Source organism: Zobellia russellii, from assembly GCF_018728565.1.
Lineage (GTDB): Bacteria > Bacteroidota > Bacteroidia > Flavobacteriales > Flavobacteriaceae > Zobellia > Zobellia russellii.
Genome location: NZ_JACSOI010000006.1, coordinates 126,597 through 153,278, shown reverse-complemented (window position 1 = coordinate 153,278; position 26,682 = coordinate 126,597). Strand labels below are relative to the sequence as shown.

General features: G+C 39.1%; 19 protein-coding genes and 2 tRNA genes. 10 read left to right on the top strand and 11 right to left on the bottom strand.

Features of this window, described 5'->3' with window-relative positions:
- Position 1: 1 nt before the first annotated feature.
- From H9565_RS15030 to H9565_RS15020, 3 genes are all read left to right on the top strand, one after another.
- Positions 2 to 1,129, top strand: coding sequence for an iron-containing alcohol dehydrogenase family protein (locus tag H9565_RS15030; RefSeq protein ID WP_215440849.1), 1,128 nt, complete (start codon positions 2 to 4; stop codon positions 1,127 to 1,129).
- A gap of 77 nt (positions 1,130 to 1,206) precedes the next feature.
- Complete coding sequence (locus H9565_RS15025; protein WP_215440847.1) at positions 1,207 to 1,743, top strand: 1-acyl-sn-glycerol-3-phosphate acyltransferase; 537 nt, start codon at positions 1,207 to 1,209, stop codon at positions 1,741 to 1,743.
- A 136-nt stretch (positions 1,744 to 1,879) separates the two neighbouring features.
- Positions 1,880 to 2,908, top strand: coding sequence for a hypothetical protein (locus H9565_RS15020; RefSeq protein WP_215440844.1), 1,029 nt, complete (start codon positions 1,880 to 1,882; stop codon positions 2,906 to 2,908).
- A 69-nt stretch (positions 2,909 to 2,977) separates the two neighbouring features.
- Here the strand turns inward: H9565_RS15020 and H9565_RS15015 are convergent, their stop codons facing one another.
- The 4 genes from H9565_RS15015 to gcvT all read right to left on the bottom strand — a co-directional run bounded on the left by H9565_RS15015 (position 2,978) and on the right by gcvT (position 6,129).
- Complete coding sequence (locus H9565_RS15015; protein ID WP_215440843.1) at positions 2,978 to 3,688, bottom strand: YebC/PmpR family DNA-binding transcriptional regulator; 711 nt, start codon at positions 3,686 to 3,688, stop codon at positions 2,978 to 2,980.
- Positions 3,689 to 3,816: 128 nt separating this feature from the next.
- Entirely contained in the window at positions 3,817 to 4,104 is a 288-nt protein-coding gene (locus H9565_RS15010; RefSeq protein WP_215440832.1) for a 4a-hydroxytetrahydrobiopterin dehydratase, read from the bottom strand.
- Between the two features lie 81 nt (positions 4,105 to 4,185).
- A complete protein-coding gene (locus H9565_RS15005; protein WP_394370257.1) occupies positions 4,186 to 5,034 on the bottom strand; it encodes a sugar nucleotide-binding protein in 849 nt (282 codons plus the stop codon).
- A 9-nt stretch (positions 5,035 to 5,043) separates the two neighbouring features.
- Positions 5,044 to 6,129: a glycine cleavage system aminomethyltransferase GcvT gene (gene gcvT, locus H9565_RS15000; RefSeq protein ID WP_215440831.1), complete on the bottom strand. Its 1,086-nt coding sequence runs from the start codon at positions 6,127 to 6,129 to the stop codon at positions 5,044 to 5,046.
- A gap of 129 nt (positions 6,130 to 6,258) precedes the next feature.
- On the opposite strand from gcvT, the gene H9565_RS14995 reads away from it, so the two are divergent.
- Positions 6,259 to 7,872: an aminopeptidase P family protein gene (locus tag H9565_RS14995; protein WP_246560682.1), complete on the top strand. Its 1,614-nt coding sequence runs from the start codon at positions 6,259 to 6,261 to the stop codon at positions 7,870 to 7,872.
- Positions 7,873 to 7,917: 45 nt separating this feature from the next.
- Here the strand turns inward: H9565_RS14995 and thrC are convergent, their stop codons facing one another.
- The 3 genes from thrC to thrA are packed head-to-tail and all read right to left on the bottom strand — an operon-like array spanning position 7,918 to position 12,583.
- Positions 7,918 to 9,213, bottom strand: coding sequence for a threonine synthase (gene thrC / locus H9565_RS14990; protein ID WP_215440829.1), 1,296 nt, complete (start codon positions 9,211 to 9,213; stop codon positions 7,918 to 7,920).
- Positions 9,213 to 10,136 carry a homoserine kinase gene (locus H9565_RS14985; RefSeq protein WP_215440828.1) on the bottom strand — a complete coding sequence of 308 codons (924 nt, stop codon included), beginning with the start codon at positions 10,134 to 10,136 and terminating at the stop codon, positions 9,213 to 9,215. The genes thrC and H9565_RS14985 overlap by 1 nt, the downstream gene beginning before the upstream one ends.
- A gap of 2 nt (positions 10,137 to 10,138) precedes the next feature.
- Positions 10,139 to 12,583: a bifunctional aspartate kinase/homoserine dehydrogenase I gene (thrA, locus tag H9565_RS14980; protein ID WP_215440827.1), complete on the bottom strand. Its 2,445-nt coding sequence runs from the start codon at positions 12,581 to 12,583 to the stop codon at positions 10,139 to 10,141.
- A gap of 379 nt (positions 12,584 to 12,962) precedes the next feature.
- On the opposite strand from thrA, the gene H9565_RS14975 reads away from it, so the two are divergent.
- On the top strand, positions 12,963 to 14,516 hold the full coding sequence (locus tag H9565_RS14975; protein WP_215440826.1) for an NAD(P)H-hydrate dehydratase: 1,554 nt from the start codon (positions 12,963 to 12,965) through the stop codon (positions 14,514 to 14,516).
- A gap of 75 nt (positions 14,517 to 14,591) precedes the next feature.
- Here the strand turns inward: H9565_RS14975 and H9565_RS14970 are convergent, their stop codons facing one another.
- Together H9565_RS14970 and H9565_RS14965 are read right to left on the bottom strand one after the other, a co-directional pair.
- Positions 14,592 to 14,993 (bottom strand): STAS/SEC14 domain-containing protein, encoded by a 402-nt coding sequence (locus tag H9565_RS14970; RefSeq protein ID WP_215440825.1) that lies wholly within the window; start codon positions 14,991 to 14,993, stop codon positions 14,592 to 14,594.
- A 202-nt stretch (positions 14,994 to 15,195) separates the two neighbouring features.
- A complete protein-coding gene (locus H9565_RS14965; RefSeq protein ID WP_215440824.1) occupies positions 15,196 to 17,742 on the bottom strand; it encodes an ATP-dependent Clp protease ATP-binding subunit in 2,547 nt (848 codons plus the stop codon).
- A gap of 256 nt (positions 17,743 to 17,998) precedes the next feature.
- Here H9565_RS14965 and gyrA point away from each other — a divergent pair, with 256 nt between their 5' ends.
- Both gyrA and H9565_RS14955 read left to right on the top strand, forming a co-directional pair.
- On the top strand, positions 17,999 to 20,539 hold the full coding sequence (gene gyrA, locus H9565_RS14960; protein WP_215440823.1) for a DNA gyrase subunit A: 2,541 nt from the start codon (positions 17,999 to 18,001) through the stop codon (positions 20,537 to 20,539).
- 44 nt (positions 20,540 to 20,583) lie between these two features.
- A complete protein-coding gene (locus H9565_RS14955; RefSeq protein ID WP_215440821.1) occupies positions 20,584 to 21,846 on the top strand; it encodes a tetratricopeptide repeat protein in 1,263 nt (420 codons plus the stop codon).
- Between the two features lie 73 nt (positions 21,847 to 21,919).
- On the opposite strand, the gene H9565_RS14950 is transcribed toward H9565_RS14955, so the two are convergent.
- Both H9565_RS14950 and H9565_RS14945 read right to left on the bottom strand, forming a co-directional pair.
- Positions 21,920 to 22,672, bottom strand: a complete 753-nt coding sequence (locus H9565_RS14950) for a C40 family peptidase (RefSeq protein WP_215440819.1) — start codon at positions 22,670 to 22,672, stop codon at positions 21,920 to 21,922.
- Positions 22,673 to 22,697: 25 nt separating this feature from the next.
- Positions 22,698 to 23,870, bottom strand: a complete 1,173-nt coding sequence (locus tag H9565_RS14945; protein WP_215440817.1) for an acetyl-CoA C-acyltransferase — start codon at positions 23,868 to 23,870, stop codon at positions 22,698 to 22,700.
- 121 nt (positions 23,871 to 23,991) lie between these two features.
- Here H9565_RS14945 and H9565_RS14940 point away from each other — a divergent pair, with 121 nt between their 5' ends.
- From H9565_RS14940 to H9565_RS14930, 3 genes are all read left to right on the top strand, one after another.
- Positions 23,992 to 26,040, top strand: a complete 2,049-nt coding sequence (locus tag H9565_RS14940; RefSeq protein ID WP_215440815.1) for an HD family phosphohydrolase — start codon at positions 23,992 to 23,994, stop codon at positions 26,038 to 26,040.
- A 184-nt stretch (positions 26,041 to 26,224) separates the two neighbouring features.
- Positions 26,225 to 26,313: transfer RNA gene (locus H9565_RS14935), tRNA-Ser, on the top strand.
- A 70-nt stretch (positions 26,314 to 26,383) separates the two neighbouring features.
- Positions 26,384 to 26,458 (top strand) — tRNA-Pro (locus H9565_RS14930).
- Positions 26,459 to 26,682: the final 224 nt, after the last annotated feature.

Here is a 26,682-nt window from a genome sequence, read left to right as displayed (position 1 = left end):
TATGGAGGTAAAGAAAGAAGTGCAGGTAAAACATAAAACTGTAGGTAAAAAGCCGGAATTCAAGAATTTTCCAATGGTGCCTAGAGTTGTTTTCGGCAAAGGAAGTTTTAATCAATTGGGAGATATTTTACTACCCAAAAGAAAACATTCCGAAGCTCCTTTTATTTTCTTGGTAGATGATGTTTTTGAGGGAACCGAGCTGGCTCAAAGAATCCCATTAATTTTCAACGATCAGATTATATTTATCTCTGCGGAAGAGGAGCCTAAGACAGTGCAAGTTGATGCTTTGGTTCACAAAATAAAGAAAGAATATAAAGACTTGCCAAGCGGTATCGTTGGTATTGGAGGGGGCACTTTGTTGGATTTGGCCAAAGCAGTGGCTATTTTATTGACAAACGAGGGCAGTTCATCAAAATATCAAGGGTGGGATTTAGTTCAGAAACCATCTATTTTTCATGTTGGTATTCCTACAATTAGTGGCACAGGTGCCGAGGTTTCTAGAACCACAGTTTTGCTTGGGCCTGAGAAAAAACTGGGAATCAATTCTGATCATACCACTTTTGGTCAAGTGCTGCTAGATCCGGATTTAACCCAAGGGGTTTCAAAAGAACAATGGTTTTACACCGGTATGGATTGCTACATCCATTGCATAGAATCGCTTACAGGTACGTATTTGAACGCCTTTAGCCAGAGTTACGGAGAAAAGGCTTTGGAGTTGTGTAAAGAAGTTTATTTAGATGATTTATCTGAAGAGGATTCACGGGATAAGTTAATGATGGCTTCTTGGCATGGAGGCATGAGCATCGCATATTCTCAAGTGGGCGTAGCGCATGCCATGAGTTATGGCCTGGGATATTTGTTAGGTGTTAAACATGGTATTGGAAATTGTCTCGTTTTTCAGCATTTGGAAGAATTCTATCCAGAAGGTGTGGCGCTTTTTAATAAAATGAAAGAAAAACATGGTATTGTTCTACCTACAGGTATTTGCTCTAATTTAAGTGAAAAAGAATTTGATACCATGATTTCTGTTGCAATGAACATGGTTCCCCTATGGGAAAATGCACTTGGAGAGAATTGGCGAGATACCATTACTCCTGAGAAATTGGAATCCATCTACAGAAAAATATAGCCTTATTAGATGTGTAACACAATCGTTTCCCTAGCTGGGAACGCTAATTTTTCTTTGTTGAAACTCTACATATACTCATGCAAAAACTAGCTCAATTTATTTACTTCAAGGTAATGGGCTGGAAAATGGTAGGTCAATTTCCCGGTCATCTGAACAAGTTTGTAATTGCAGTGGTGCCACATACCAGTTATATGGATTTTTTTCTGGGCCTGCTCATCAGAAAAGTTTGGAATGAGCAAATCAATTTTGTGGGTAAAAAAAGCCTGTTTACATTTCCCTTTGGATATATCTTTAGACGGTTGGGAGGAGAGCCCATAGATCGCAGTAAGAACAATGATATGGTTTCCGCTACGGTAAAGGTATTCCAAAAACGGGAAAAGTTTAGGTTGACCATTGCACCCGAGGGTACGCGCAAGAAAGTAGACAAATGGAAAACAGGGTTTTACTATATAGCCAAAGGAGCTCAAGTGCCTATTGTTTTGATAGCTTTTGATTTTGGAAAAAAACAGGTCAAAATTTCGGAGCCCATGCTTACTACCGATGATAAAGAAGCGGATTTTAAAGTTTACGAAAGCTTTTTTAAGGGGGTTGTAGGTAGGGCACGTAGATCATGACTTTTTACAAACTATTCTTTTTAGGAGCCAACCAACTGTAAATCTTTTAGTTGCTTAGGTTTCCATATTTTTAACATTTTTTTTTAAAACCATCTAGTTCGTTCTTCGTAGGTATAGATAAATAAAACACGAATAGATGAACAAAAATGTAATACAACTCAGTTTAGCAATCGCTTTAGGTTCTTTCTTAATGGTCTCATGTGATAAAGATGACGACGATACGGTAGAGATGCAAGAACAAGAGGAGCAAGTACAGTTATTTGCTTCTAACAATAGCAATGGAAATGTTACGGTTTATGATATGACAAAGGGAGAAGTCAAAACATTGACCACAACTTCTACCGCCGCAGAAGGTATTTATTATGATCATGATACAGATGAAATTATCCAGGCATCCAGGTCATCGGGCCAATTGAATGCATTTGCGAATATTTCTACTTTTTTGGTAGATGCAGCACTTACGGCATCAGTTTCTAGTTCTGCGGATTTAGAAAGCCCAAGGGATATTGCTGTAAATGATGATTTTATTGTAGTTGCCGATAATGCCGATGTAGATGGAAATGCGGAAACACCCGATGGAAGGTTGTTTGTATACACCAGAAGTAATGGGGAAATTACGTTACGGAATATAGTAACTACGGATTTTGCACTTTGGGGAATTGAAATGGTAGAAGATGATTTATATGCCGTAGTAGATAAAACCAATGAATTGGCTGTTTTTACAGAATTTACAGCAACGAATACTATAAATGCTACAGTGAGTGCGTCAAAACAGATTGCAATAGAAGGAATTGTCCGTACCCATGGTTTGGCTTATGATAATGGAACAATGATTCTGACAGATGTGGGTGATGCCGCGTCCGATTCCGATGGGGCTTTTCATATCATCTCTGATTTTGATTCTAAATTTGGTGCGGTCGCAAACGGAGAGGTTATGGCAGTGGCCAATAACCAAATTAGAGTATCTGGAGCCAGTACCTTTTTGGGTAATCCAGTTTCCGCCGAATATGATGCAGATTCAAAAATGGTATTTATAGCAGAAGCTGCTAATGGAGGAGGCCGAGTTTTAGCTTTTTCAAATACAGATGCTGGTGGAGATATAGCTCCTTCAGTTAATAACAGTTTGGCTTCGGCTTCATCACTTTACTTTTATTCTAATAAGTAAACAGATTGTAGAGCATAAAAAAAGCGACCTGAAAAGGTCGCTTTTTTGTTTTATGGATGCAGGAATAAATTATTCTTGCATGGTATGATATACGTTCTGTACATCATCATCTTCTTCAATTTTCTCCAAAAGCTTTTCTACATCTGCCGCTTGTTCCTCCGTAAGTTGTTTGGTTACTTGTGGAATACGCTCAAATCCAGAAGAAAGAATCTCTATTTCCCGGTTTTCCAATTCTTTTTGAATAGCACCAAAGCTCTCAAAAGGAGCGTAGATAAGGATTCCATCTTCATCAACAAAAACTTCTTCGGCACCAAAATCAATAAGTTCTAATTCCAGTTCTTCCGGGTCAATTCCTTCTGCAGGAATTCTAAAGTTGCAGGTATGGTCAAACATAAATTCTACAGAACCCGAAGTTCCCAAGCTACCATCACATTTGTTAAAATAACTGCGAACATTTGCTACGGTTCTTGTGTTATTGTCTGTTGCCGTTTCTACCAAGATTGCAATTCCGTGCGGGGCGTAGCCTTCAAATAAAACAACTTTATAATCACCAAGACTTTTGTCACTTGCTCTTTTAATAGCACGTTCTACGTTGTCTTTAGGCATGTTTACAGACTTGGCATTCTGTATAACCGCCCTTAATTTTGCGTTGGAGTCTGGGTCTGGCCCACCTTCTTTGACCGCCATTACAATATCTTTGCCTATACGTGTAAAGGCTTTGGACATTGCGGACCATCGCTTCATTTTACGTGCTTTTCTAAATTCAAAAGCTCTTCCCATAATCTGTAACTAAATATTTGTTGAACGTAGCAAATTTAATAAAAATGGTAAGGGTTGCAAGTAACTGAGCGTCACCAATTCAATAAGGATGCATTTTGACTCAGGTTTACGTGAAATCTTCACATTTTTTATTCGCTTTCTATAATCTCTTCAATGCTGTGTGCCAGTTTAAAATCTTTTTCCGTTACGCCTTCTGCGTCATGTGTATTGAGTCTAATGTTCAAAGAATTGTAAACATTACTCCAATCCGGGTGATGGCCTTGGGCCTCGCACTCAAAAGCTATACGGGTCATGACCGAGAACGCATCCTTAAAATCCTTGAACTCAAATGAAGTTTCTATTGCACCATCAACATATTCCCAACCGCTAAGTTTGGCAAGTTGGCTTTCAATTTCTTGTTCCGTTAATTTTTTCATAGTATTCTAGTTAATTTTTGTTCGTGTGAGTAGGGACTTTGAAAGTAAGCAATTCAATGTAAAAAAGAGCATAATTTTAAATTAGCGCATTACATGATGGTCAATTATATCTTGATATCCGTACTGTAAATTTTTTGGCAATTTGTTATCCTTTGGCAATACGGCAAGATAACGCTCTTCATTGGTGGTAAACACCCTTTTGTAAATAGGGGTGAATTCTCCAATGCGTTCAACCACTTCCTTTATAAAATCTTCATGGTGAACAAGGTCGTTACTTCCCAAGTGAAAAATTCCGGTTTTATCTCTGTTTATAAGATAGTGTATTTGCTGCGTAAGCTTATCATCATTGGTTACGTTTAAAACCAAATTAGGGAAAACCTCCACAGGAGCGTTGTCCCAAATATATTTTTTAATATCCTTTATTCTTGGAGAACTATTACCAAAAACCATAGGTACCCTAAGGATGCCCATTTTTTTCTGGGGCAGCCTAAGAAGCATGTTTTCAATTTTAATTTTTAACCGTCCGTATACACTTTCGGATAACGTCTTGTCATGTTCGTAGGAAGGGTATTTCCGGTACGCATCAAAAACATTGGCCGAAGACAGGAAATAGAGACGGCATTCATTCTCGTTCAAATATTCAACCAGATGTTGATGTGCCATGATTTGAGCGGCAAAATTACCCCGAACGGCAGAAATAATTATTTGAGGACGTATTTTGTTTAAGATTTCATGTACGTCATCCTCTTCCATATCATATTTGAAGAACTGTTGGTTGTCTTCAAACGAACGCCTGGCCGAGTTGTAGGTACCGTACGTATCAAAATAATTGCACAGTTCCTTGTATATGGCATTACCTAAAAAACCACTGGCACCCAAAATGAGAATCTTTTTACTTCCGTCGTCCATCTTTCCTCTTCTCTTACTCATAAATGTTGTTTACCCCTTGTAAAAAGGTGGTTTTACAACAGTAGCCGATACTGCGTTTTTTCTAATTTGAATATGTATTTTGCTGCCTGCTTCTGTAAACACGGTAGGTACGTAACCAAGCCCTATGCCTTTGCCCAGTGAGGGTGACATGGTACCGGAGGTAACTACGCCAATTTTATTTCCTTGTCCGTCTACAATGTCATACCCCTGTCTTGGTATACCTCTTTCGTCTAGTTCAAAACCAATGAGTTTACGTTCGGGAGCGTGCGCTTTTATTTTTGCTAAAGAATCACTATTTACAAAATCTTTAGTGAATTTAGTAATCCACCCAAGACCTGCTTCAAAAGGAGAAGTACTATCGTCAATGTCGTTTCCGTAAAGGCAATACCCCATTTCTAGGCGTAAAGTGTCACGAGCGGCAAGTCCTATAGGTTTAATGCCATGGGCGGCACCGGCCTCAAAAACTTTGTCCCAAACTTGCTGAACTTCACTGTTCTTACAGTAAATTTCAAATCCGCCAGAACCAGTATAACCTGTTGCAGAGATAATAACGTGTTCAATTCCTGCAAAATCGGCAACTACAAAATTATAGAATTTTATACTGGCCAAATCTACAGAAGTTAAAGACTGCATGGCTTCAACAGCTTTAGGCCCTTGGATGGCAAGAAGAGAAAACCCATCGGAAATATTACGCATTGTAGCACCTATTTCTTCATTGTATTTAGAAATATGGGCCCAATCTTTATCAATATTGGAAGCGTTTACTACCAAGAGGTAGGTTTCTTCTTTAATGCGATATACAATCAAGTCATCTACAATGCCACCTGTTTCGTTGGGGAGGCAGCTGTATTGTGCTTTTCCAATAGTGAGTTTTGAGGCATCGTTAGAAGTTACTTTTTGAATTAATTCAAGTGCTTTTGGGCCTTCAATAAGGAATTCACCCATATGGGAGACGTCAAAAACGCCTACACCGTTACGAACGGTCTCATGTTCTACATTTACGCCTTCGTAAGAAACGGGCATATTGTACCCGGCAAAGGGCACCATTTTGGCTCCTAGTGCTTCATGGGTCTTGGTTAATGCAGTATTTTTCATTGTACTTCTGTATTTAGGTTCACAAAGCTATTGAAATATTTAACTATAGTATAACCGCAGTTTGTTATGTTTTGCATAATCTTTGTAAATTACCCGAACACAAAAAATAATTTTCTAAAAACAAATAGGATGGTGAGACTACTTTACGTAATGGTGGCGTTATTGTTGGTTCCTTTGGCCAACATAGCACAAGAAGGGCCTGCAGATTTTCTTCCTGCGGATTTTCATAAAGGTAGGAGAGACGCCGTTCGCGCAATGATGCCGGCTAATAGTGTTGCCGTATTTTTTGCCAATGCCGTACGAAATAGGGCAAATGATGTGGATTATGTTTATCATCAGGACCCTAATTTTTATTACTTAACGGGATACAATGAGCCTAATGCCGTTCTGGTTCTTTTTTCGGAAGATCAACAAATTTTGGGGGCCAGTGATAATGAAATATTATATGTTCAAGAAAAGGACCCACGGGCCGAGCAATGGAACGGAAAACGTTTAGGGGTTGAAGGAGCGAAAGGTAGACTGGGTTTTAAAACTGCTTTTAACGGAAGTGCTTTTAAAGCGGCAGAAATTAATTTTAAGGATTTTGATAAAGTACTGTTCTTTGATTTTGAAAATGACTATCGCGATTCTAGGGACGAAGCAGATTTGTTCGATTTGATTCAGGCGTTTAAGGTAAAGGCCAATTACCCTGCGGATTATGATAGTTCAAAAGATAGATTCTACTCTATGATTACCTCTACGGATGTTGAGAACAGTGCTAATGTCGCTCAGATTTTAGGACGTTATTTGAACAGGGATGAAAGCTTGAAAGAAGATGAACTCATAAATGGATTTGTAAATGCTGAGGATGATAAGTTACGGAGCGAAATAAAGGAAAAAGTGTCCTTAAAATTAGCGGCGAACAACTTAAACTCTTCCATGTTAAGTGAAATTATGGCGAGCCTTCGTGAGACTAAGCTTGCAGAGGAGATGGTGCTTTTGAAAAAGGCTATTGAAATTTCTGCGGTGGGTCAAGTTGAGGTAATGAAAGCCATGCATCCCAACATGTCTGAAACGGAGATTCAGGGGGTGCACGAGTATGTTTATAAGAAATATGGAGCTGAGTATGAAGGCTATCCTTCCATTGTAGGAGGGGGTAACAACGGTTGTATTTTGCATTATATTGAAAACAATAAACCTAAGGTAGGTGATGATTTGGTATTGATGGATTTGGGAGCGGAATATCACGGGTATACTGCAGATGTTACTAGGACTATACCTGCAAATGGAAAGTTTACAAAAGAACAAAAAGAAGTTTACGATATTGTTTATGACGCGCAGGAGGCCGGTATTAAGGCAAGTGTAGTGGGGGCTCCGTTTCAGGCACCGGGTCAGGCAGCGAGTAAAGTGGTTACAGAGGGATTGATGAAACTGGGTATTATTACAAAAGAGGAAGACGCCCGTATTTACTTTCCTCACGGCACTTCTCACTATTTGGGTTTAGATGTGCATGATGCTGGCACTTATAGGCCCTTTCAAGAAAACACGATTATAACCGTGGAGCCCGGTATTTATATTCCGGAAGGTAGTGCTTGTGATGAAAAATGGTGGGGTATTGCGGTACGAATTGAAGATGATATCCTAATCACAAAAGATGGTCCGGTTAATCTATCGGCTATGGCTCCTAGAAAAGCGGAAGAAATAGAGAAAGTAATGAAACAACCAAGTCCGCTGGACAAGTTTGAACTTCCTACTTTAAACTAAAAACAAAAAGCCCCTAAAGAATTTTCTTTAGGGGCTTTTTGTTTGCTATCTATTCAGTAGATATTGCTTTAGCTCGTCGTATTCCTTAATTGAAATAGCCTTCTTTTCTTTGTCCATTACCTTTTGGATTTGCTCTGGGATTTCAACGGACTTTCCAATGGTGTCTTCTACTACATCCAAGAATTTAACCGGATGTGCGGTTTCTAAGAAGATACCGTAGGTATTTGGGTGTGATTCCTGATATTTTTTCAATCCTAAATAACCAACGGCACCGTGTGGGTCTGCAATATATCCGCTCTCACCGTATATCTTCTTCATGGTCTCCCTTGTTTCTGTATCTGTAAAAGAATAGGAGCTGAGGTTCTCTTTTAGCGTATCAAAATTGTCTTGATACAAATGTCTAATACGGATAAAATTACTCGGGTCACCCACATCCATAGCATTTGATATAGTAGCTGTAGACGGTTTGGGTTTGTATTCTTCCGTTTGCATAAACTGGGGAACGGTATCGTTAACGTTCGTAGAGGCAATGAAGTGCTTTACGGGCATACCCAAACGTTGGGCTACCATTCCGGCGCATACATTTCCAAAATTTCCGCTAGGTATGGAAAATACAATTTCTTTTCCTTGGGATTTTGCCTGTTTGTAGGCAAAAAGAAAATAGAACAATTGGGGCAACCACCGTGCCACATTAATAGAGTTAGCAGAGGTCAATTGCATTTTTTCTAGAAGGGCTTCGTCTAGAAATGCGGTTTTTACCATTTTTTGACAATCATCAAAAGTACCGTCAACTTTAAGGGCTGTTATATTCTTACCTAAAGTGGTCAATTGGCGCTCTTGAATATCGCTCACTTTTCCGTCCGGATATAAAATTACCACACGAACACCTTCTACGCCTAAAAAACCATTGGCTACGGCACCGCCAGTATCGCCGGAAGTCGCTACCAAAACGGTCACATCTTGTTTTTCGCCTTCGGAAAAATAACCGAGACAGTTGGCCATAAAACGGGCGCCTACATCTTTGAACGCCATGGTGGGGCCGTGAAAAAGCTCTAACGTAGCTACGTTATCTTCAATTTCTACCACTGGAAAGTCAAAATCTAGCACCTTGGCTATAATTTCTCTAAGTCTATCGTTAGGGATTTCCTTGGATACAAATTGGTGAATGGCGTTGAACGCGATTTCGTGATCCGTAAGGTCTTCAATATGTTCAAAAAATCGCTTTGGAAGCGGTTCTATACGTTCTGGAAAATAAAGGCCTTTGTCAGGAGCAATTCCTTTAATTACGGCATCTTTAAATGAAACGTCGGGTGCTTTTTTATTTAGACTATAAAAATTCATTACTGTAAAATCTTAATTCCTTCACTATTAATTTTAGATACATGAACGTCATAGTCAATACCAATGTTCTTGTATACTTCTTTGATTGCTTCACCTACCTTTTGAGCGGTGTCTATGCCTTTGCTGAATGCAAAAATTGAGGGCCCTGACCCTGAGATGCCACAACCTAAAGCACCTGCTTTTAAAGCTTCGGTTTTAACCTGGTCAAAACCAGGTATAAGAATGGAGCGTATAGGTTCTACGATATGATCTTCCAAAGAACGGCCAATAAGGTCGTAATTTTCGGTATATAGACCGGCTATAAGGCCACCTACATTGCCCCATTGTTTGATGCCATCGGCCAATGTAATATTGGTCTTAAGAATCTTCCTGGAATCAGATGTCTTTACTTCTATCTGTGGATGTATTACCGTAGCGTACAATTCGGGTGGCGTATGAATGGGGACAATATCCAATGGAGCATAACTGCGTACCAGAGTAAACCCGCCAAATAGGGCAGGGGCTACATTGTCCGCATGGGCTACACCGCTTGCCAATCTTTCGCCTTCCATTGCAAATGTAACCAATTCAGCTGTCGTGAACGGTCTGTTCAAAAGCTCGTTCATGGCCCAGACGGCACCGGTAGAACTTGCCGCACTACTTCCAATACCACTACCGGCTTTAATTTTTTTATAGATTTCTATTTCGAATCCACCTGTATAATCACTTTTTTCCACAAGTGCCAAACCTGCTACACCGGCAACATTTTGCTCGGTTTCCATAGGTAAATCCTGACCTTCCAGTTTGGTGATGCGAATGCCTTTTTCTTGGGTTTTCCTAACTACCATAATATCGCCTACATTATCAAGGGCAACGCCTAATACGTCAAATCCACATGAGATGTTGGCAATTGTGGCCGGGCAAAATACTTTGATTTCCTCCATAATTAGAAATTTCCAATTCTGATGATATCGGCAAAAATACCGGAAGCGGTAACATCGGCACCTGCACCTGCCCCCTTAATAATCATAGGCTGATTTGGGTAGCGTTCCGTATAAAATAAAACGATATTGTCACTTCCTTCCAAGTTATAGAAATCATGTCCCTTTGGTATGGCTTGTAAACCTACGCTTGCCTTTCCATCTTCAAACTGTGCAACGTATTTTAGTTTGCTATTAGCGTCGTTAGCTTCTTTGTACATGGCCTGGAAATCATCTTCATGCTTTATCAGGGTAGCAAAAAAGTCTTCGTTATTATCGGTATCCAAACTTTCTTGTGGTAAGAAAGATTTGTTTTCGATATCGGTTATCTCTAGCTGATTTCCGCTTTCACGCGCTAAAATCAATATTTTTCGCATTACATCTACACCGCTCAAATCAATCTTTGGGTCAGGTTCTGTATACCCTTCTTGCTGGGCCTGTTTTACGATATCGTGAAAAGTAGTCTTGTCATTAAAATTATTAAAGACAAAGTTTAAACTTCCAGAAAGTACCGCTTGAATTTTGAGGATTTTATCACCTGAAGCAATTAAATGCTTCAAGGTGTCAATGATTGGAAGACCTGCGCCTACGTTTGTTTCAAACAAAAACGGAGCATTGTAAGTTCTAGCCAATGATTTTAGTTCTTGGTAATTTTCAAAAGCTGACGAGCAAGCAATTTTGTTACAAGTAACAACAGAAATGCTGTTGCCCAAATAGGTGTTATATGTTTTTGAAACCTCTTCACTGGCCGTATTATCTACAAAAATGCTATTACGGTAATTAAGTTCGTTCACTTTTTGCATGAACTTAACTTTATCCGCTTTTTCACCAGCAGCTAATTCTGATTCCCAGTTTTTAAGGGGAATTCCGGTTTCATTGAAAACCATAGTACGGGAATTGGACATACCTATGACCCGGATATTCAATTTTAGGTTTTCCTTCAAAAATTTCTTTTGTTGATGCACTTGGTTCAAAAATTTGGAGCCAACGTTACCAACACCCATTACAAACAGGTTCAATTGTTTTATATTCTCTTCAAAGAACTCTTCATGAAGTGCATTCAGGGCCTTTTTAACATCCTCTTTTTTGATGACCGCAGATATGTTTCGCTCTGAAGCCCCTTGCGCAATAACCCTTAGATTAACATTGTTCTTACCTAAGGTACTGAACATTTTACCGCTTAAACCTTGATGGCTTTTCATGTTGTCACCAACTAGTGCTATGATGGCCAAGTCCTTTTCCGCAATGACAGGTTTGATTTTCCCGCGCTCAATTTCATATTCAAAGGCGGTGTTTACCACTTCTGTCGCCTTATCGATATCATCCGCGGAAATACCAACACAAATTGAATGTTCGGAGGAAGCTTGAGTAATAAGAACTACACTTATCTCTGATTGGGAAAGCACCTCAAAAAACCGTTTTGAAGTTCCTGGTATCCCTACCATTCCTGGACCTTCCAAAGATAAAAGGGCAATATTCTCAACGTGACTGATACCACGTACGGTCTTACCTTGTTTATTCTTGTTCTTGGTAATAAGGGTACCTGCGTTTTCAGGTTCAAAAGTGTTTTTGATTACGATAGAAATGCCCTTGGCCAATACAGGTTGAATAGTTGGGGGATATAAAACTTTAGCGCCAAAGTGCGATAGCTCCATGGCTTCTTCGTATGATATGTGCGGGATGGCCTTGGCTTGTTTCACCAGTTTTGGATTAGCAGTATACATGCCGCTAACGTCCGTCCAAATTTCAAGGAATTCCGCATTCACTGCTGCAGCTACTATAGCAGCGGTATAATCCGATCCTCCACGTCCTAAAGTAGTGGAGTTTCCGTTTTCTGAGGAAGCAATAAAACCTCCCATGACAATGATTTGATGCTTGTCCGCATTAAAGAACTGCTCACAATTAGCATTGGTCAGGTCAAAATTTACTGCAGCCTTACCATTAATATTATTCGTCTTTATGAGTTCCCTACTATCTACATAACCAGCATTTAACTTTTCCTGTGAAAAGTATTCGCTAATGATATAAGATGATAAAAGTTCACCATAGCTAACAATTTTATCCGAAAGTCTTGGAGTGGTCTCACCAATTAAGGAGGCGCCTTCCAGTAAGGTCTCCAAAGTGTTCAATTCGCTCTTCACCTTACTTAGCACCTTACTTTGTGCACTTACGTGAATGAGAGCCTTTACCGTATCTAAGTGCCTATCTTCTATTTCTTTCAAGATAGATTTGTACCCTTGGCTCTGCGATGAGGCTAAGTGTGCTGCATTCAATAATAAGTCTGTAACACCGCCAAAGGCCGAAACTACCACAATGGTTTTTTTGGCTTCTGTGTTAGCAACAATATTTTTTACTAATGATATGTTAGAGGCGTTGGCAACAGAAGTGCCGCCGAATTTTAAAACTTTCATGTTAGATGAAATTTACTCTTAAAAAATAGATTGGATGCGAAATAACGCGAAAACGAACTGATATGTTTTTGTCTACCCCAAAGGGGTGGTGGTGCCAAATGTGTTGATTGAACCATTGGTCGTGAAGAAAAATTCAGTTGATATGTTTGCGATATGCTGGTACATTGTAAAAATGAAAGCATCAAAAGTAGTACTTTTGGATTCTTAATCAAATTTTTGTTGTTAGTTATTGAGCGATAATGTTAATTACTTACATTATTCAGATTTTTGTGAGATTTTCGCAAAAAATTAATGGCTAAAGTCTAATATTTCGGCAAAACGGCTAACTATATAGAACTAGTTACATACTTAAGAACCAGATAATTCTACAATTTTATACATGAAAATCTTCTCGTCAAAGCAAATTTATGAAGCTGATAAGGCTACAATTAAAAAGAACAATATTTCTAGTGACCAATTAATGGAAGGGGTTGCCGTTCAACTTTTTAATTGGTTGCACCTTAGGATTCAAGGGGCACCGGTTAAAATTCACTTGTTCTGCGGAATAGGTAATAATGGGGGAGACGGTATTGCGTTGGCGCGGCATTTACAAGAACATGGTTATAATATTGGAGTCTATGTTGTAAACTATAGCAAGAAGCGGTCAGATGATTTTTTGGTGAATTTAGACCGATTAAAAGACCGAAAAATATGGCCGGAATTTTTGGATGATAGCTCAGTGCTTCCGGAAATTGGTCGTGATGATATTATTGTTGATGCTATTTTTGGCATTGGACTTAACCGTGCTCCCGATTCTTGGGTGGTGAATTTGTTTGAACATATTGAAAAATCTAAAGCCTTTGTGCTTTCTGTGGATATTCCTTCCGGTTTATTTACAGATAGAGTACCAGAGGACGAAAAAGCAGTTGTAAAAGCGAACCATACCTTGAGCTTTCAAGTGCCTAAATTGGTTTTTTTCTTGCCCGAAACTGGCATTTTTACGGAACAATGGGAAGTTTTAGATATTGGTCTTGACCCCGAATTTCTGGTGAATACGGAAACGGAATATGAGCTGATAGGAAAAAATGAAATGCTTCCTGTTTACATTCCCAGAGAGAAGTTCTCGCACAAGGGTACCCACGGCCATGGATTGATTGTGGGCGGTAGCTATGGAAAAATAGGAGCGGTTCACTTGGCTTCAAAGGCCTGTTTGTATGCGGGTAGCGGTTTGGTTACGGCTTTTGTGCCCAAATGCGGATATATTCCGTTGCAAACCAATTTTCCAGAGGCCATGGTTTTAACCGACAACGATGAAAATCATATCTCAAAACTTGAATTTGATATTGACCCCACGGTAGTAGGTATTGGTGTTGGATTAGGAAAGGATGCGAGTACCGTAAAAGCTTTGGATGAGTTTTTGGGCGACAATAAAAAACCTCTGGTTATAGATGCTGATGCGCTTAATATTCTTTCAGAAAACAAGGCATTGCTGGGTAAAATCCCTGCTCAGACCGTGTTAACACCGCACCCAAAGGAGTTGGAGCGATTAATTGGAAGCTGGAAAGATGATTTTGACAAGCTGAAAAAAGCCAAAGAATTTTCAAAGAAATATGATTGTGTATTGGTGATTAAAGGTTCTCATACGATTACTATCTATGATGATAAGGGGTATGTAAACACAACGGGTAATCCGGGAATGGGAACAGGTGGTACAGGAGATGTTTTAACAGGGGTGATAACGGGTCTGATAGCTCAGGGTTACAACCCACTTAACGCGGCCGTATTTGGGGTTTATTTACACGGAAGAGCAGGAGATATAGCTGTGGAAAAAACCGGATATCAAGCACTTACGGCATCTCATATTGTTGACGCAATTGGTTTGGCCTTTATAGATTTGTTCGCACAACCGGAAAATAGGCCTGAGCAGAGCGCTGGAGAAGCGTCAGCAGAATAATAGACTGACTTAAAGACATAAAAAAAGCCTCAAGATTCTAGAATCTTGAGGCTTTTTTTATGGAATAAAACAATATTATTTGCTCTTAACCCGTCTTTTTACCCAAGCTACCGCATTATCAAACTCAATAAAAAATTTCATTGGTTTTTTGTAGAAGAGTTTTTCAATTTTAAAGTTGTGCATATCTATTTCCTTTACGGAAACAATAGCCATTGCCTTAAGGTTGTCTAACTGTCTCAAATAGGTGTATATGGTAGGGTCTACGGCATAAGAATTTTTTCTTAGACTTATGTAACCAAAGTTTTTGTCCCTAAAATGTATTTCTGAAATTCCTATGATTTGGTATACTCTTTCCAATGTAAGTGTTGCTCCTTCATCGAACAGCGAAACCATATAGTTTTCGTAAACCTGTATTTTTCCAACATCTAATTGATACTCCCTGACTATAACAGTCTTTTTTGGTCGTCTCACTTTCATTTTAAATATATTATAATGTCCTGTGACGAATGTAGATGTATCGTAATCTTTTGCGAAAAATAATAGACTAAAAGCGTAAATATCGTTTATAGTGCTATTGCTGGAAAATAAATGTGTTGTGTTTCTTACTTCAAAATTTTATCATAAGAAAAAAGGGAGTCAAATTAATTGACTCCCTTTGCTCACATTTCCTACGTTAAGTTTATGTATTAGAAGATTTTTCTGCTTTTTTGATCTCTATGGTAAGCTCTTCCTTCTTCTCGTCCAAATCCATCAAAATAGTATCTCCTTCATCAAGTTTAGAGTTCACTATTTCTTCGGCTAGGGCATCTTCAATATACTTCTGGATGGCTCTTTTTAAAGGTCTAGCTCCATATTGCTTATCAAAACCTTTATCCGCGATATAATCTTTGGCTTTATCGGTAAGATTTAAATCATATCCAATATCCTTAATTCTTGCGAATAGTTTGCGAAGCTCAATATCTATGATTTTGTGAATGTCTGCTCTTTCCAAAGCATTAAAGACAATAACATCATCAATTCTGTTTAAGAATTCAGGAGCAAACGCTTTTTTAAGCGCACCTTCAATAACACTCTTTTGGTGACTCTCTTCTTGGGATTTCATGGCAGATGTTCCAAAACCGATGCCTTGACCGAAATCTTTCAATTTACGGGCTCCAATATTGGAGGTCATGATGATTATAGAGTTTCTGAAATCTATTTTTCGTCCTAAACTATCCGTAAGGAATCCATCATCTAAAACTTGCAAGAGCATGTTAAATACATCTGGATGCGCTTTTTCAACTTCATCTAACAAGATAACAGAATAAGGTTTGCGTCGTACTTTCTCCGTCAGCTGGCCACCTTCTTCATAACCCACATATCCCGGAGGTGCACCTACTAATCTAGATATGGCGAATTTTTCCATGTACTCGCTCATGTCAATACGGATTAAAGCGTCTTCCGAATCAAAAAGTTCTTTAGCCAATACTTTGGCCAATTGCGTTTTACCTACCCCGGTCTGACCTAAGAAAATGAACGAACCAATAGGCTTGTTAGGGTCTTTTAGTCCGGCACGGTTTCTTTGTATGGCTTTGGCAACTTTTGCAACCGCATCATCTTGACCAATTACATTGGATTTTATGAGGTTGGGCAATTCAGCTAATTTATTACTTTCCGTTTGTGCAATTCGGTTTACGGGTATACCGCTCATCATGGAAACTACATCGGCCACATTGTCTTCCGTTACCGTTTCTTTATGAAGCTTACTGTCTTCTTCCCATTTTTCTTGCGCGGTAGCCAAGTCTTTTTCAAGACGTTTCTCGTCATCGCGCAATTTAGCGGCCTCTTCGTATTTCTGTTTTTTGACCACGCTGTTCTTTAGCTCGCGAACATCTTCAAGTTGTTTTTCGAGTTCAAGGATCTGCTTGGGTACATCCATGTTTACAATATGTACGCGAGAACCTGCTTCGTCAAGGGCATCAATGGCTTTGTCCGGTAAAAAACGATCCGTCATATAACGGTTTGTTAATTTTACACAGGCAACAATAGCCTCGTCCGTATAGTTTACATTGTGGTGATCTTCGTATTTACCTTTTATATTATGAAGAATTTCAATAGTCTCTTCAACAGTAGTAGGTTCTACGATTACTTTTTGGAAACGTCTTTCTAGAGCGCCGTCTTTTTCTATGTACTGACGGTATTCGTCTAGCGTAGTAGCACCAATACATTGAATTTCACCTCTTGCCAAAGCAGGTTTGAACATGTTGGAAGCATCCAAACTACCCGTAGCACCACCAGCGCCAACAATGGTGTGGATTTCATCAATAAAAAGAATAACATCATCATTCTTTTCAAGTTCGTTCATAACGGCTTTCATGCGTTCCTCAAACTGCCCGCGGTATTTTGTTCCGGCAACCAAAGAGGCCAAGTCTAGCGTTACTACTCTTTTGTTGTAAAGAATACGTGAAACTTTCTTGTTTATGATGCGCAAAGCCAAACCTTCGGCAATGGCACTTTTACCAACACCGGGCTCACCTATTAATAAAGGGTTGTTTTTCTTTCTTCTGCTTAGAATTTGTGAAACTCTTTCAATTTCTTTTTCTCGTCCAACTACAGGGTCCAGTCTGTTTTCTTCTGCCATAAGGGTAAGGTCACGACCAAAGTTGTCCAATACAGGAGTTTTAGACTTTTTATTGCCTTTTTGTCCGGCAGTAGTGCCAAAACTTCCTTCTTTTCCTTCACTGTCATCATTATCACTAGGAAATGATTCGGAAGTTGGAGAGTCTACAATATCATCATCGCTTGTAATCATAAATTTAAACTGTTCCTTAACGCCATCGTAATCTACTTTTAGTTTGTGAAGTAGCTTCGTGGTAGGGTCATTTTCGTTTCTCAAAATACATAATAGTAAATGTGCAGTATTGATCGAGGAACTTTGGAAAAGCTTAGCCTCTAAAAACGTAGTTTTAAGGGCGCGCTCTGCCTGTCTCGTCAAATGCAGGTTCTTTTTATCTTTTTGTAAAGTGTTCGGGTTTGGGTTGGAAGGGCTAAGAATTTCTACCTTACGCCTAAGATGATCTAAATCGACCTCCATAGCGTCAAGAATACTAATTGCTTTGCCGTTGCCATCTCGTAAAAGCCCCAACATTAGATGCTCGGTACCAATGAAATCATGGCCTAACCGCAGCGCCTCTTCTTTACTATAAGCAATTACGTCTTTTACTCTCGGTGAAAAATTATCATCCATAAATTTATCCTTTCATCTATAAAATTAGTAAAACTATACCAATCTAACGCAAATAGTGTACCTAATATTAGAGAAAGTAGCTTGAAATATTGAAAAAGGAATGCCCCTAAAAGGTGCTTAGGGTAAGAAGGGTGGCTTTTTGGTATTGAAAAAGTGTTGATAAATTGTTTAATAAAGAAGGTCGTATGTGCTTTAAAGGCTATCATTTTGTGTATATTGGCATGTTTTTTAACTAAAATAATTCTAGGATTTAAAAATGGCAGAAGGAGAAAAATTGATCCCGATTAACATCGAAGAGGAAATGAAATCTGCTTACATCGACTATTCGATGTCAGTCATTGTGTCACGTGCTTTACCTGATGTCAGGGATGGTTTAAAACCAGTTCACAGAAGGGTGCTTTACGGGATGTACGAACTTGGGGTGCGATCCACTAGTTCCCATAAAAAATCTGCGCGTATCGTGGGTGAGGTTCTAGGTAAGTACCACCCGCATGGTGATACATCCGTATATGACTCTATGGTGCGTATGGCACAAGAGTGGAGCTTGCGCTACATGTTAGTAGATGGCCAAGGTAACTTTGGGTCCGTAGATGGCGATAGTCCTGCGGCAATGCGTTATACCGAGGCAAGAATGAGAAAGATTGCCGATGACATGTTGGCGGATATAGATAAGGAAACCGTAGATCATCAATTAAACTTTGATGACTCTTTAAAAGAACCTACCGTTCTTCCTACCCGTGTACCTAACTTATTGGTAAACGGAGCTTCCGGTATTGCGGTTGGTATGGCAACAAATATGCCGCCCCACAACTTAACAGAGGTTGTAAACGGAACCGTAGCCTATATTGAGAACAATGATATAGAGATCGATGAGATCATGACCCATATCAAAGCCCCTGATTTTCCAACAGGAGGTATTATATATGGATACGATGGAGTTAAAGAGGCTTTCCATACCGGTAGAGGTAGGGTAAAGATAAGAGCAAAGGCTGTTGTAGAAGAGGTGCAGGGTAGGGAATGTATTGTGGTTACAGAGATTCCGTATCAGGTGAACAAGGCGGACATGATCAAGAAAACAGCCGATCTTGTTAACGAAAAGAAAATAGAAGGTATCTCTAGTATTAGGGATGAGTCCGATAGAAATGGAATGCGTATCGTTTATATCTTAAAACGAGATGCCATTCCTAACATTGTTCTTAATACCTTATATAAGTATACTGCACTACAAAATTCTTTTAGTGTCAATAACATTGCGTTGGTAAACGGCCGTCCGCAGTTATTGAACATAAAGGAAATGATTCATTATTTTGTGGAGCATCGCCATGAAGTAGTGGTAAGGCGTACGGAGTTTGAACTTAAGAAAGCGGAAGCCCGTGCCCATATTTTGGAAGGGTTGATTATTGCATCTGATAATATAGATGAAGTAATTGCAATTATTAGGGCATCTTCTAATGCAGATGAGGCAAGGGAGAACTTGATGGAACGTTTTAAATTAACGGAGATTCAAGCGAAAGCCATTGTGGAAATGAGACTTCGTCAACTAACAGGTCTGGAGCAGGATAAGCTACGTGCCGAGTATGATGAGATTCTTGTGACTATTGCCGATCTTAAAGATATTCTTGCTAGAAAAGAGCGTAGAATGGAAATCATTAAGGAAGAGCTGTTAGAGGTAAAAGAGAAGTACGGAGATGAACGTCGTTCCGAAATTAACTTGGCCGGCGGAGATTTAAGTATTGAGGATATGATACCGGATGAGCAAGTAGTAATTACTATTTCGCACGCTGGATATATTAAAAGAACCCCGGTTTCTGAGTACAAGACACAGAACAGGGGAGGTGTTGGTCAAAAAGCATCATCTACTAGAAATGAAGATTTCTTGGAGTATCTTTTTGTGGGGACCAACCACCAGTACATGCTATTCTTCACTCAGAAAGGTAAGTGTTTCTGGATGCGGGTTTATGAAATACCGGAGGGTAGTAGAACATCAAAAGGTAGGGCTATCCAAAACCTAATTAATATTGAGCAGGATGATAACGTTAAAGCGTTTATCTGTACCCAAGATCTTAAGGATGAAGAGTACGTAAACAGCCACTACGTAATTATGGCCACCAAAAAAGGTGTGGTTAAGAAAACTAGCTTAGAACAATACTCACGTCCAAGACAAAATGGAATCAATGCTATTGGTATTCGTGAAGACGATGAGTTGCTAGAAGCAAAATTGACTACCGGTACTAGCCAAATTTTCTTAGGTTTGAAGTCTGGTAAGGCTATACGTTTTGAGGAAAGTAAGACACGCCCTATGGGTAGGAACGCTTCCGGTGTGCGTGGTATTACCCTAGCGGACGATAATGATGAGGTAATTGGCATGGTTTCCGTTCATGATATGGAAGATAACCTTCTTGTAGTTTCTGAAAATGGATATGGTAAACGTTCCAATATAGATGATTACCGTATAACCAATAGAGGAGGTAAAGGAGTTAAGACCATTTCTATTACTGAAAAAACGGGAGGTCTTGTTGCCATTAAGAATGTTTCGGATTCGGATGACCTAATGATTATCAATAAATCAGGTATCGCTATTAGAATGAGTGTAGAGGATCTTCGGGTTATGGGAAGAGCCACACAAGGGGTTCGTCTTATCAATCTAAAAGGTAACGATTCTATTGCGGCAGTAGCTAAGGTGATGAAGGACGAAGACGATCTTACGGATGCAGATGTATTGGATATAGATGTTAAGGCAGAAGAAGATGGCACGGCTCTTGATATTGACAATACCGAAGGAACAGAAGAAGAATAAATTTTGAACTATAATTATAACACTAATATTTAATTAAATTGAAAATGAAACGTAGATTTTTAATAGTTGCGAGCCTTTGTTTTTGCATGGTAGGATTCGCACAGAAGAACGAAATAAAAGCAGCCGAAAAGGCTATGAAAGCTGGTGATGCTGCTTCTGCAAGTAGCGCACTTGAAGCTGTTTCGGGTTCCATTTCAGGAGCTGATGCAAAATTACAGGCGCAATACTATTTCGTAAGCGGTAAAGCCTATGCAGATTTAGCGAAAAAAGGTGATGCCAGTGCTTTCAAAAAAGCAGCGGATGCTTTTCAAAAAGTGATTGAAGTAGAAGAAAAAAGCGGAAAGAAAAAATATTCCGATGAAACTCAACAACACATGTCTGCCTTAAGTGCTGATTTGGTAAACTCTGCTGTAGAAGATAACGGTAACAAGAAGTTTAAAGAAGCTGCGGAGAAGTTGTATACCAGCTACAAGATTAGCCCAAAGGATACATCTTACCTTTACTATGCGGCAAGTAGCGCTGTAAACGGTGGTCACTATGAAGAGGCGTTGTCTTACTATAACGAACTTCAAGAAATAGGTTACGACGGTAGTGGTGTTATCTATAAAGCTACTAATGTAGAGACAGGTCAAGAAGAGGAGATGGACAAAACTCAAAGAGATTTGATGGTAAAGTCTGGAACTTACAAAGACCCTAAAGATGAGAGATCTCCGTCTAAGAAAGCTGAAATCGTTAAGAATACGGCTTTAATCTATACTCAATTAGGACAAGATGATAAAGCTTTGGAAGCTTATAAAGCGGCAAGAGCTAACGATCCAGAGGATGTAAACCTGATCTTGAACGAAGCCAACCTGTATTACAAGATGGGTGATAAGGAAAAGTTTAAAGAGTTAATGGCGGAAGCAGCTTCTGTAGCTCCTGATAATCCAGATTTACATTACAACATTGGGGTAATTAACATGGAGCAGGGTAACTTGGAAGATGCGAGAGCTTCTTACAAGAAAGCTTTGGAAATCAACCCTGGTTACACTAATGCTCAGTTAAACCTTTCTACAACTTACGTTAACGAAGGTAACGGTCTAATTGATGAGATGAACTCGTTGGGCAATTCTAAAAAAGATATTGCTCGTTATGATGAGCTAAAAGAAAAGAAAGATAACCTTTTCACTCAAGGAGCTACTGTATTGGAGGATGCTTTAAAGTTGAACCCAGATAACCAAGGTATCTTAACGCAGTTGAAAAACATCTATGGCGCAATGGGTGACACGGAGAACTTTACAAGAGTTAAGAAGCTTTTAGGAGAGTAATCCCTGTTTATAAACACAAAAAATCCCCTTGGAATTTTTCCTAGGGGATTTTTTTTATGCCGTTTTTTTGGGTCTAAACAATTTGTTTAATTACCCTAAGTTTATGGGTGTAACTACCTGTTTCATTATTGAATATTCCGGTATGGTCAATACGATCTATCCGTACTTTTCCATCTACGTGAATGATGTAGTTATTTTCCATGATAATCCCAACATGGTAAATTTCACCTTCATTGTTGTCAAAAAAAGCTAAATCCCCAGCTTCGGTTTCCTCAATAAAACTTAATGCATGACCTTGGCCGGATTGATCGGCCGCTTTTCTAAGTAGCCGGTAGCCGTTAACTTTATACACCATTTGGGTGAACCCTGCGGCGTCAATTCCAAAAGGAGTTTTTCCGCCCCACAAGTATGGAGCGTTCAGGTATAGTAATGCCGTCTGTATGATTTGGCTTTTGTCTTTTTTATTGCCATTGCATTTACCGTCAAAAGTATGGGAAAGTATAGGGCAATTACTTGTTGTTGATCCCAGAATTACGGGTAAGAGAACTGAGTTTTCCGTTTCTACGAAAGAAATAAGGTCTGAAGTGTAACTTACGTTTTTAGAAGACTCTATACTCTTATATGTCTCTTCGGAAATTAGGGTCATTTGGTGATTGTTCACCCATCCTTCAAATTTATCGAAAGCAAGGCGAATGCGGCTCCAAGCCTTTCTACGCTCCAAGACTTTAAAATGTTCGCCGTATACCAATTGAGAAACCATTTCTGATGTTTCATCGGCATTTACACGAACGGAAACTATACTTAGGGGACAAATTCCGTATTGCATATGTTTGGTTGAATGAAGGTGTTCTTTATCGTTCTACAATTATTGCAGAAGCGCCACCTCCGCCATTACATATTGCGGCAGCCCCTATTTTTGCATTGTTCTGCTCTAAGACATTCAGCAGCGTTATAAGAATACGCGCCCCAGAACAACCTAACGGATGTCCTAGGGATACGGCACCACCATTTACGTTTACATTTTTATCCGTTAACCCCAATAGTTTCATATTAGCCAATCCTACCACGGAAAACGCTTCGTTAAACTCAAAGAAATCTATGTCATCTATTGAAATACCAGCTTTGGCAATAGCCTTTGGAAGTGCTTTGGCCGGTGCGGTAGTGAACCATTTTGGTTCTTGAGCGGCATCGGCATAACTTTGAATAGTAGCCAAGGGTTTTAAGTTTAGTTCTTTCGCTTTTTCTTCGCTCATTAAAACCAGTGCAGCAGCTCCATCATTAATAGTAGAAGCATTTGCTGCGGTAACCGTTCCGTCTTTTGAAAAGGCTGGACGCAGTGCGGGAATTTTATCCATTCTCACATTCTTGAATTCTTCGTCTTCGGAAACAACTATAGGCTCTCCACGACGCTGAGGTACTTCTATTGGCGTTACCTCATTGTTGAATTTCCCGTCTTTCCATGCTTCTGTGGACCTTTTGTAAGACTGCACGGCAAAATTATCTTGGTCTTCTCGGGAAAACTTATATTCTGTTGCACATGCATCGGCACAAACCCCCATAGCTTGTTGGTCGTAAGCATCTACCAGACCGTCTTTTTGCATTCCGTCTTCCAAAGTAGTGGGGCCAAATTTTTGACCGTTTCTCATATGAACATAATGCGGAATAAGGCTCATATTTTCCATTCCTCCGGCCACTGCAATTGAAATATCGCCTAGGGCAATAGCTTGAGCTGCCTGCATAACGGCTTTCATCCCGGAAGCGCAGACTTTATTAATGGTAGTACAGGGTACATTATCAGGAATTCCTGCAAAAATTGCAGCTTGTCTTGCAGGCGCTTGTCCGGTTCCTGCTTGAACAACGTTACCCATTAAAACCTCTTCAACTAGATTGGGTTCAAGATTTATTTTAGCGAGTGCCGCTTTTATGGCCGAAGCCCCAAGTTTAGGAGCTGGAATTGAGGATAAGGCTCCCATAAAACTACCTATTGGAGTTCTGGTGGCAGATACAATGACTACTTTTTTCATATTAAGACAAGAATTTCTCGTATCACAAAACTAAGAAATTAATAGGCAATACATTTCGTTGTTTTGATAAAAGCCCCTCGGAAGTTTATAATTTTCTATTTTTGACTCAGATACATGGCCCATGCGCAATTTTTTGGATAGACTTTTTAAAAACCAATCGCTTTTATATAAGTATTTTCTATACTTGGTATCGGTGGTTTGTATAGTTTTATTCTTTCCCCAAGGGGGGAAATTTAAATACGAGTTTCAAAAAGGAAAACCATGGCAGTATGAGAATCTGTATGCTCCTTTTGACTTTTCTATACAAAAAAGTAATGAAGATATTTCTAAGGAAAAGACCGAGCTTCTTAACAATCAAATAGATTATTTTAAACTAGATACTTCTGTTAAACAAGAAGTAGCCCAAGAATACGAGCAAAAATTTTCTACGGTATTTACTGGCGAACGATTTAGTCCAAGTGCCCTGGAAGCTTTGGATGGAGCGGGGAAGGATATCCTAGAACAGTTGTATAAAAACGGAGTTCTGGCAAAAAACAGTAAACCAGGGGTAAAAGAACAGTTCTATCTTGTAAATGATAACCAAGCGGAGCGTGTTGCGGTCAGCAATTTTGTTCAGATTAAGGACTTGAGAACTGTACTTAAAAAAATTCTTCAGAAGAAAGATTTAGACATATATGCTCAAGAATATCAAGACTTGTTCTTGGATATTGTGAGGCCAAACATTACGTATGATAAAAATCTCTCTGAAAAAGCGCTGAATGAAGCGTTATCAGGCATATCACATACCAGGGGAACGGTAGATGAGGGAAAACTCATTATAGCAAAAGGAGAGGTTGTAGAGTCCGAAAATTTAAATGTGCTGAACTCTCTAAAAACGGAATATGAGTCCGAATTATGGACGGCCAATAACTATTATTTTATATTGTTCGGTTATACCGTTTTGGTTGCCCTAGTGCTCATGATGCTTTTTCTCTTCCTAAAAAAGTATAGGAGAGAGAATTTTGAGAATAGCACTAAGGTTACCTTTATTTTCTTTAATATTCTGTTCATGGTATTTGTTACCACTATGGTTGTTAAATATGATGAAGCCTTTGTTTTTGTAGTGCCCATTTGCATTTTACCCCTGGTGCTTAAGACCTTTTTTGATGCTAGATTAGGTCTTTTTGTTCATGTTTTGACCGTACTTATTTTGGGCTTTGTGGTTCCCAACAGTTTTGAATACATCTTTCTACAGATAATTGTGGGAATTGTTACTATACTCACGGTATCCGAACTTTATAAAAGAGCCAATCTTTTTATATCCGTAGGCCAGATTACTTTGATATATGTTGTGGGGTATTTAGCTTTTCATATCATACATGAAGGAAATCTGGACAATATTCAATGGTTTACGTTGGGGCTTTTCTTTTTGAACGGAATGATAACCCTTTTTGTGCAACCACTTATATATGTATATGAAAAGGTCTTTGGATTGGTGTCCGATGTGTCTTTGTTGGAACTATCGGATACCAATTCTAAGCTGTTAAAGGAGCTTTCTAATAAAGCTCCGGGAACTTTTCATCATTCATTACAAGTAGCGAACCTAGCGGAAGCTGCAGCAAACGAAATTGGTGCAAATGCTATGTTGGTCAGAGTAGGGGCGCTATATCATGATATTGGGAAAATGAACCACCCCACTTATTTTACGGAGAACCAGATTACCAATGTAAACCCTCATGATGAATTGTCGCCAAAGGATAGTGGTAAAATAATAATCAACCATGTAATTGATGGAATTGAACTGGCCAGAAAAAACAAGATACCGGATCGAGTCATAGATTTTATACGATCGCATCACGGTTCATCTTTGGTTTATTATTTTTATAAAAAACAACAAGAGTTGGAAGAAGATGTGGATGAAGCTAACTTTAGATATCCTGGGCCCATACCTTTTTCAAAAGAAACGGCCATACTTATGATGGCAGATTCGGTTGAAGCCGCATCCAAGAGTTTAAAGAACCCTACTTCGGGAATTATTGAAGAATTTGTGGATAAAATTGTAGCGGGCCAAATGAGTGCCGGACAGTTTTTGAACGCTAATATTACCTTTAAGGAGATTGAGGCGATAAAAAAGATTTTTAAGCAAAAATTGATAAACATCTACCATCTGCGAGTGGAATATCCTGAATGATAAGGGGGTATGAATATTAGAAAGTAAGCGATTTAAATTATTTTAGAGGCCATCTAGAAATAGTTTCAAACTTATTGAAAAAAATAAAGAAAATAGTTGCGAACTTGAATACAAAAACATACATTTGCAACCGCAATTTTAGCCACGGAGACGTACTAAAATTAAGTTCATTGAAGAGATTACTGGAGAGGTGCCTGAGTGGCCGAAAGGAGCGGTTTGCTAAATCGTCGTAGGTGGAAACACTTACCCAGGGTTCGAATCCCTGTCTCTCCGCAATAGCTGTCAAAGCAAATTGCGAGGGCAGAAAAATTTCTCAAGTATTGAAATAATATTGATAACCACTCGGGGTGTAGCGTAGCCCGGTTATCGCGCCGCGTTTGGGACGCGGAGGTCGCAGGTTCGAATCCTGCCACCCCGACAAAAACCAGTTCAGAAATGAACTGGTTTTTTTGTTTTCAAGGGGTTGCTTTTTAAAGGAAAAGCTATTTTTCCTAAGAGTAGGTGGTACCAACATTTTGGTACAGAAAATTCTAATTATATTGGATTTGAATCAATTGTTAATTGATATTTCTAATATTAGGTATTTGCCTTATATCTAAAACTCAAATGAATTTTTATTGCTGTTTTAATTTGTTTGATATA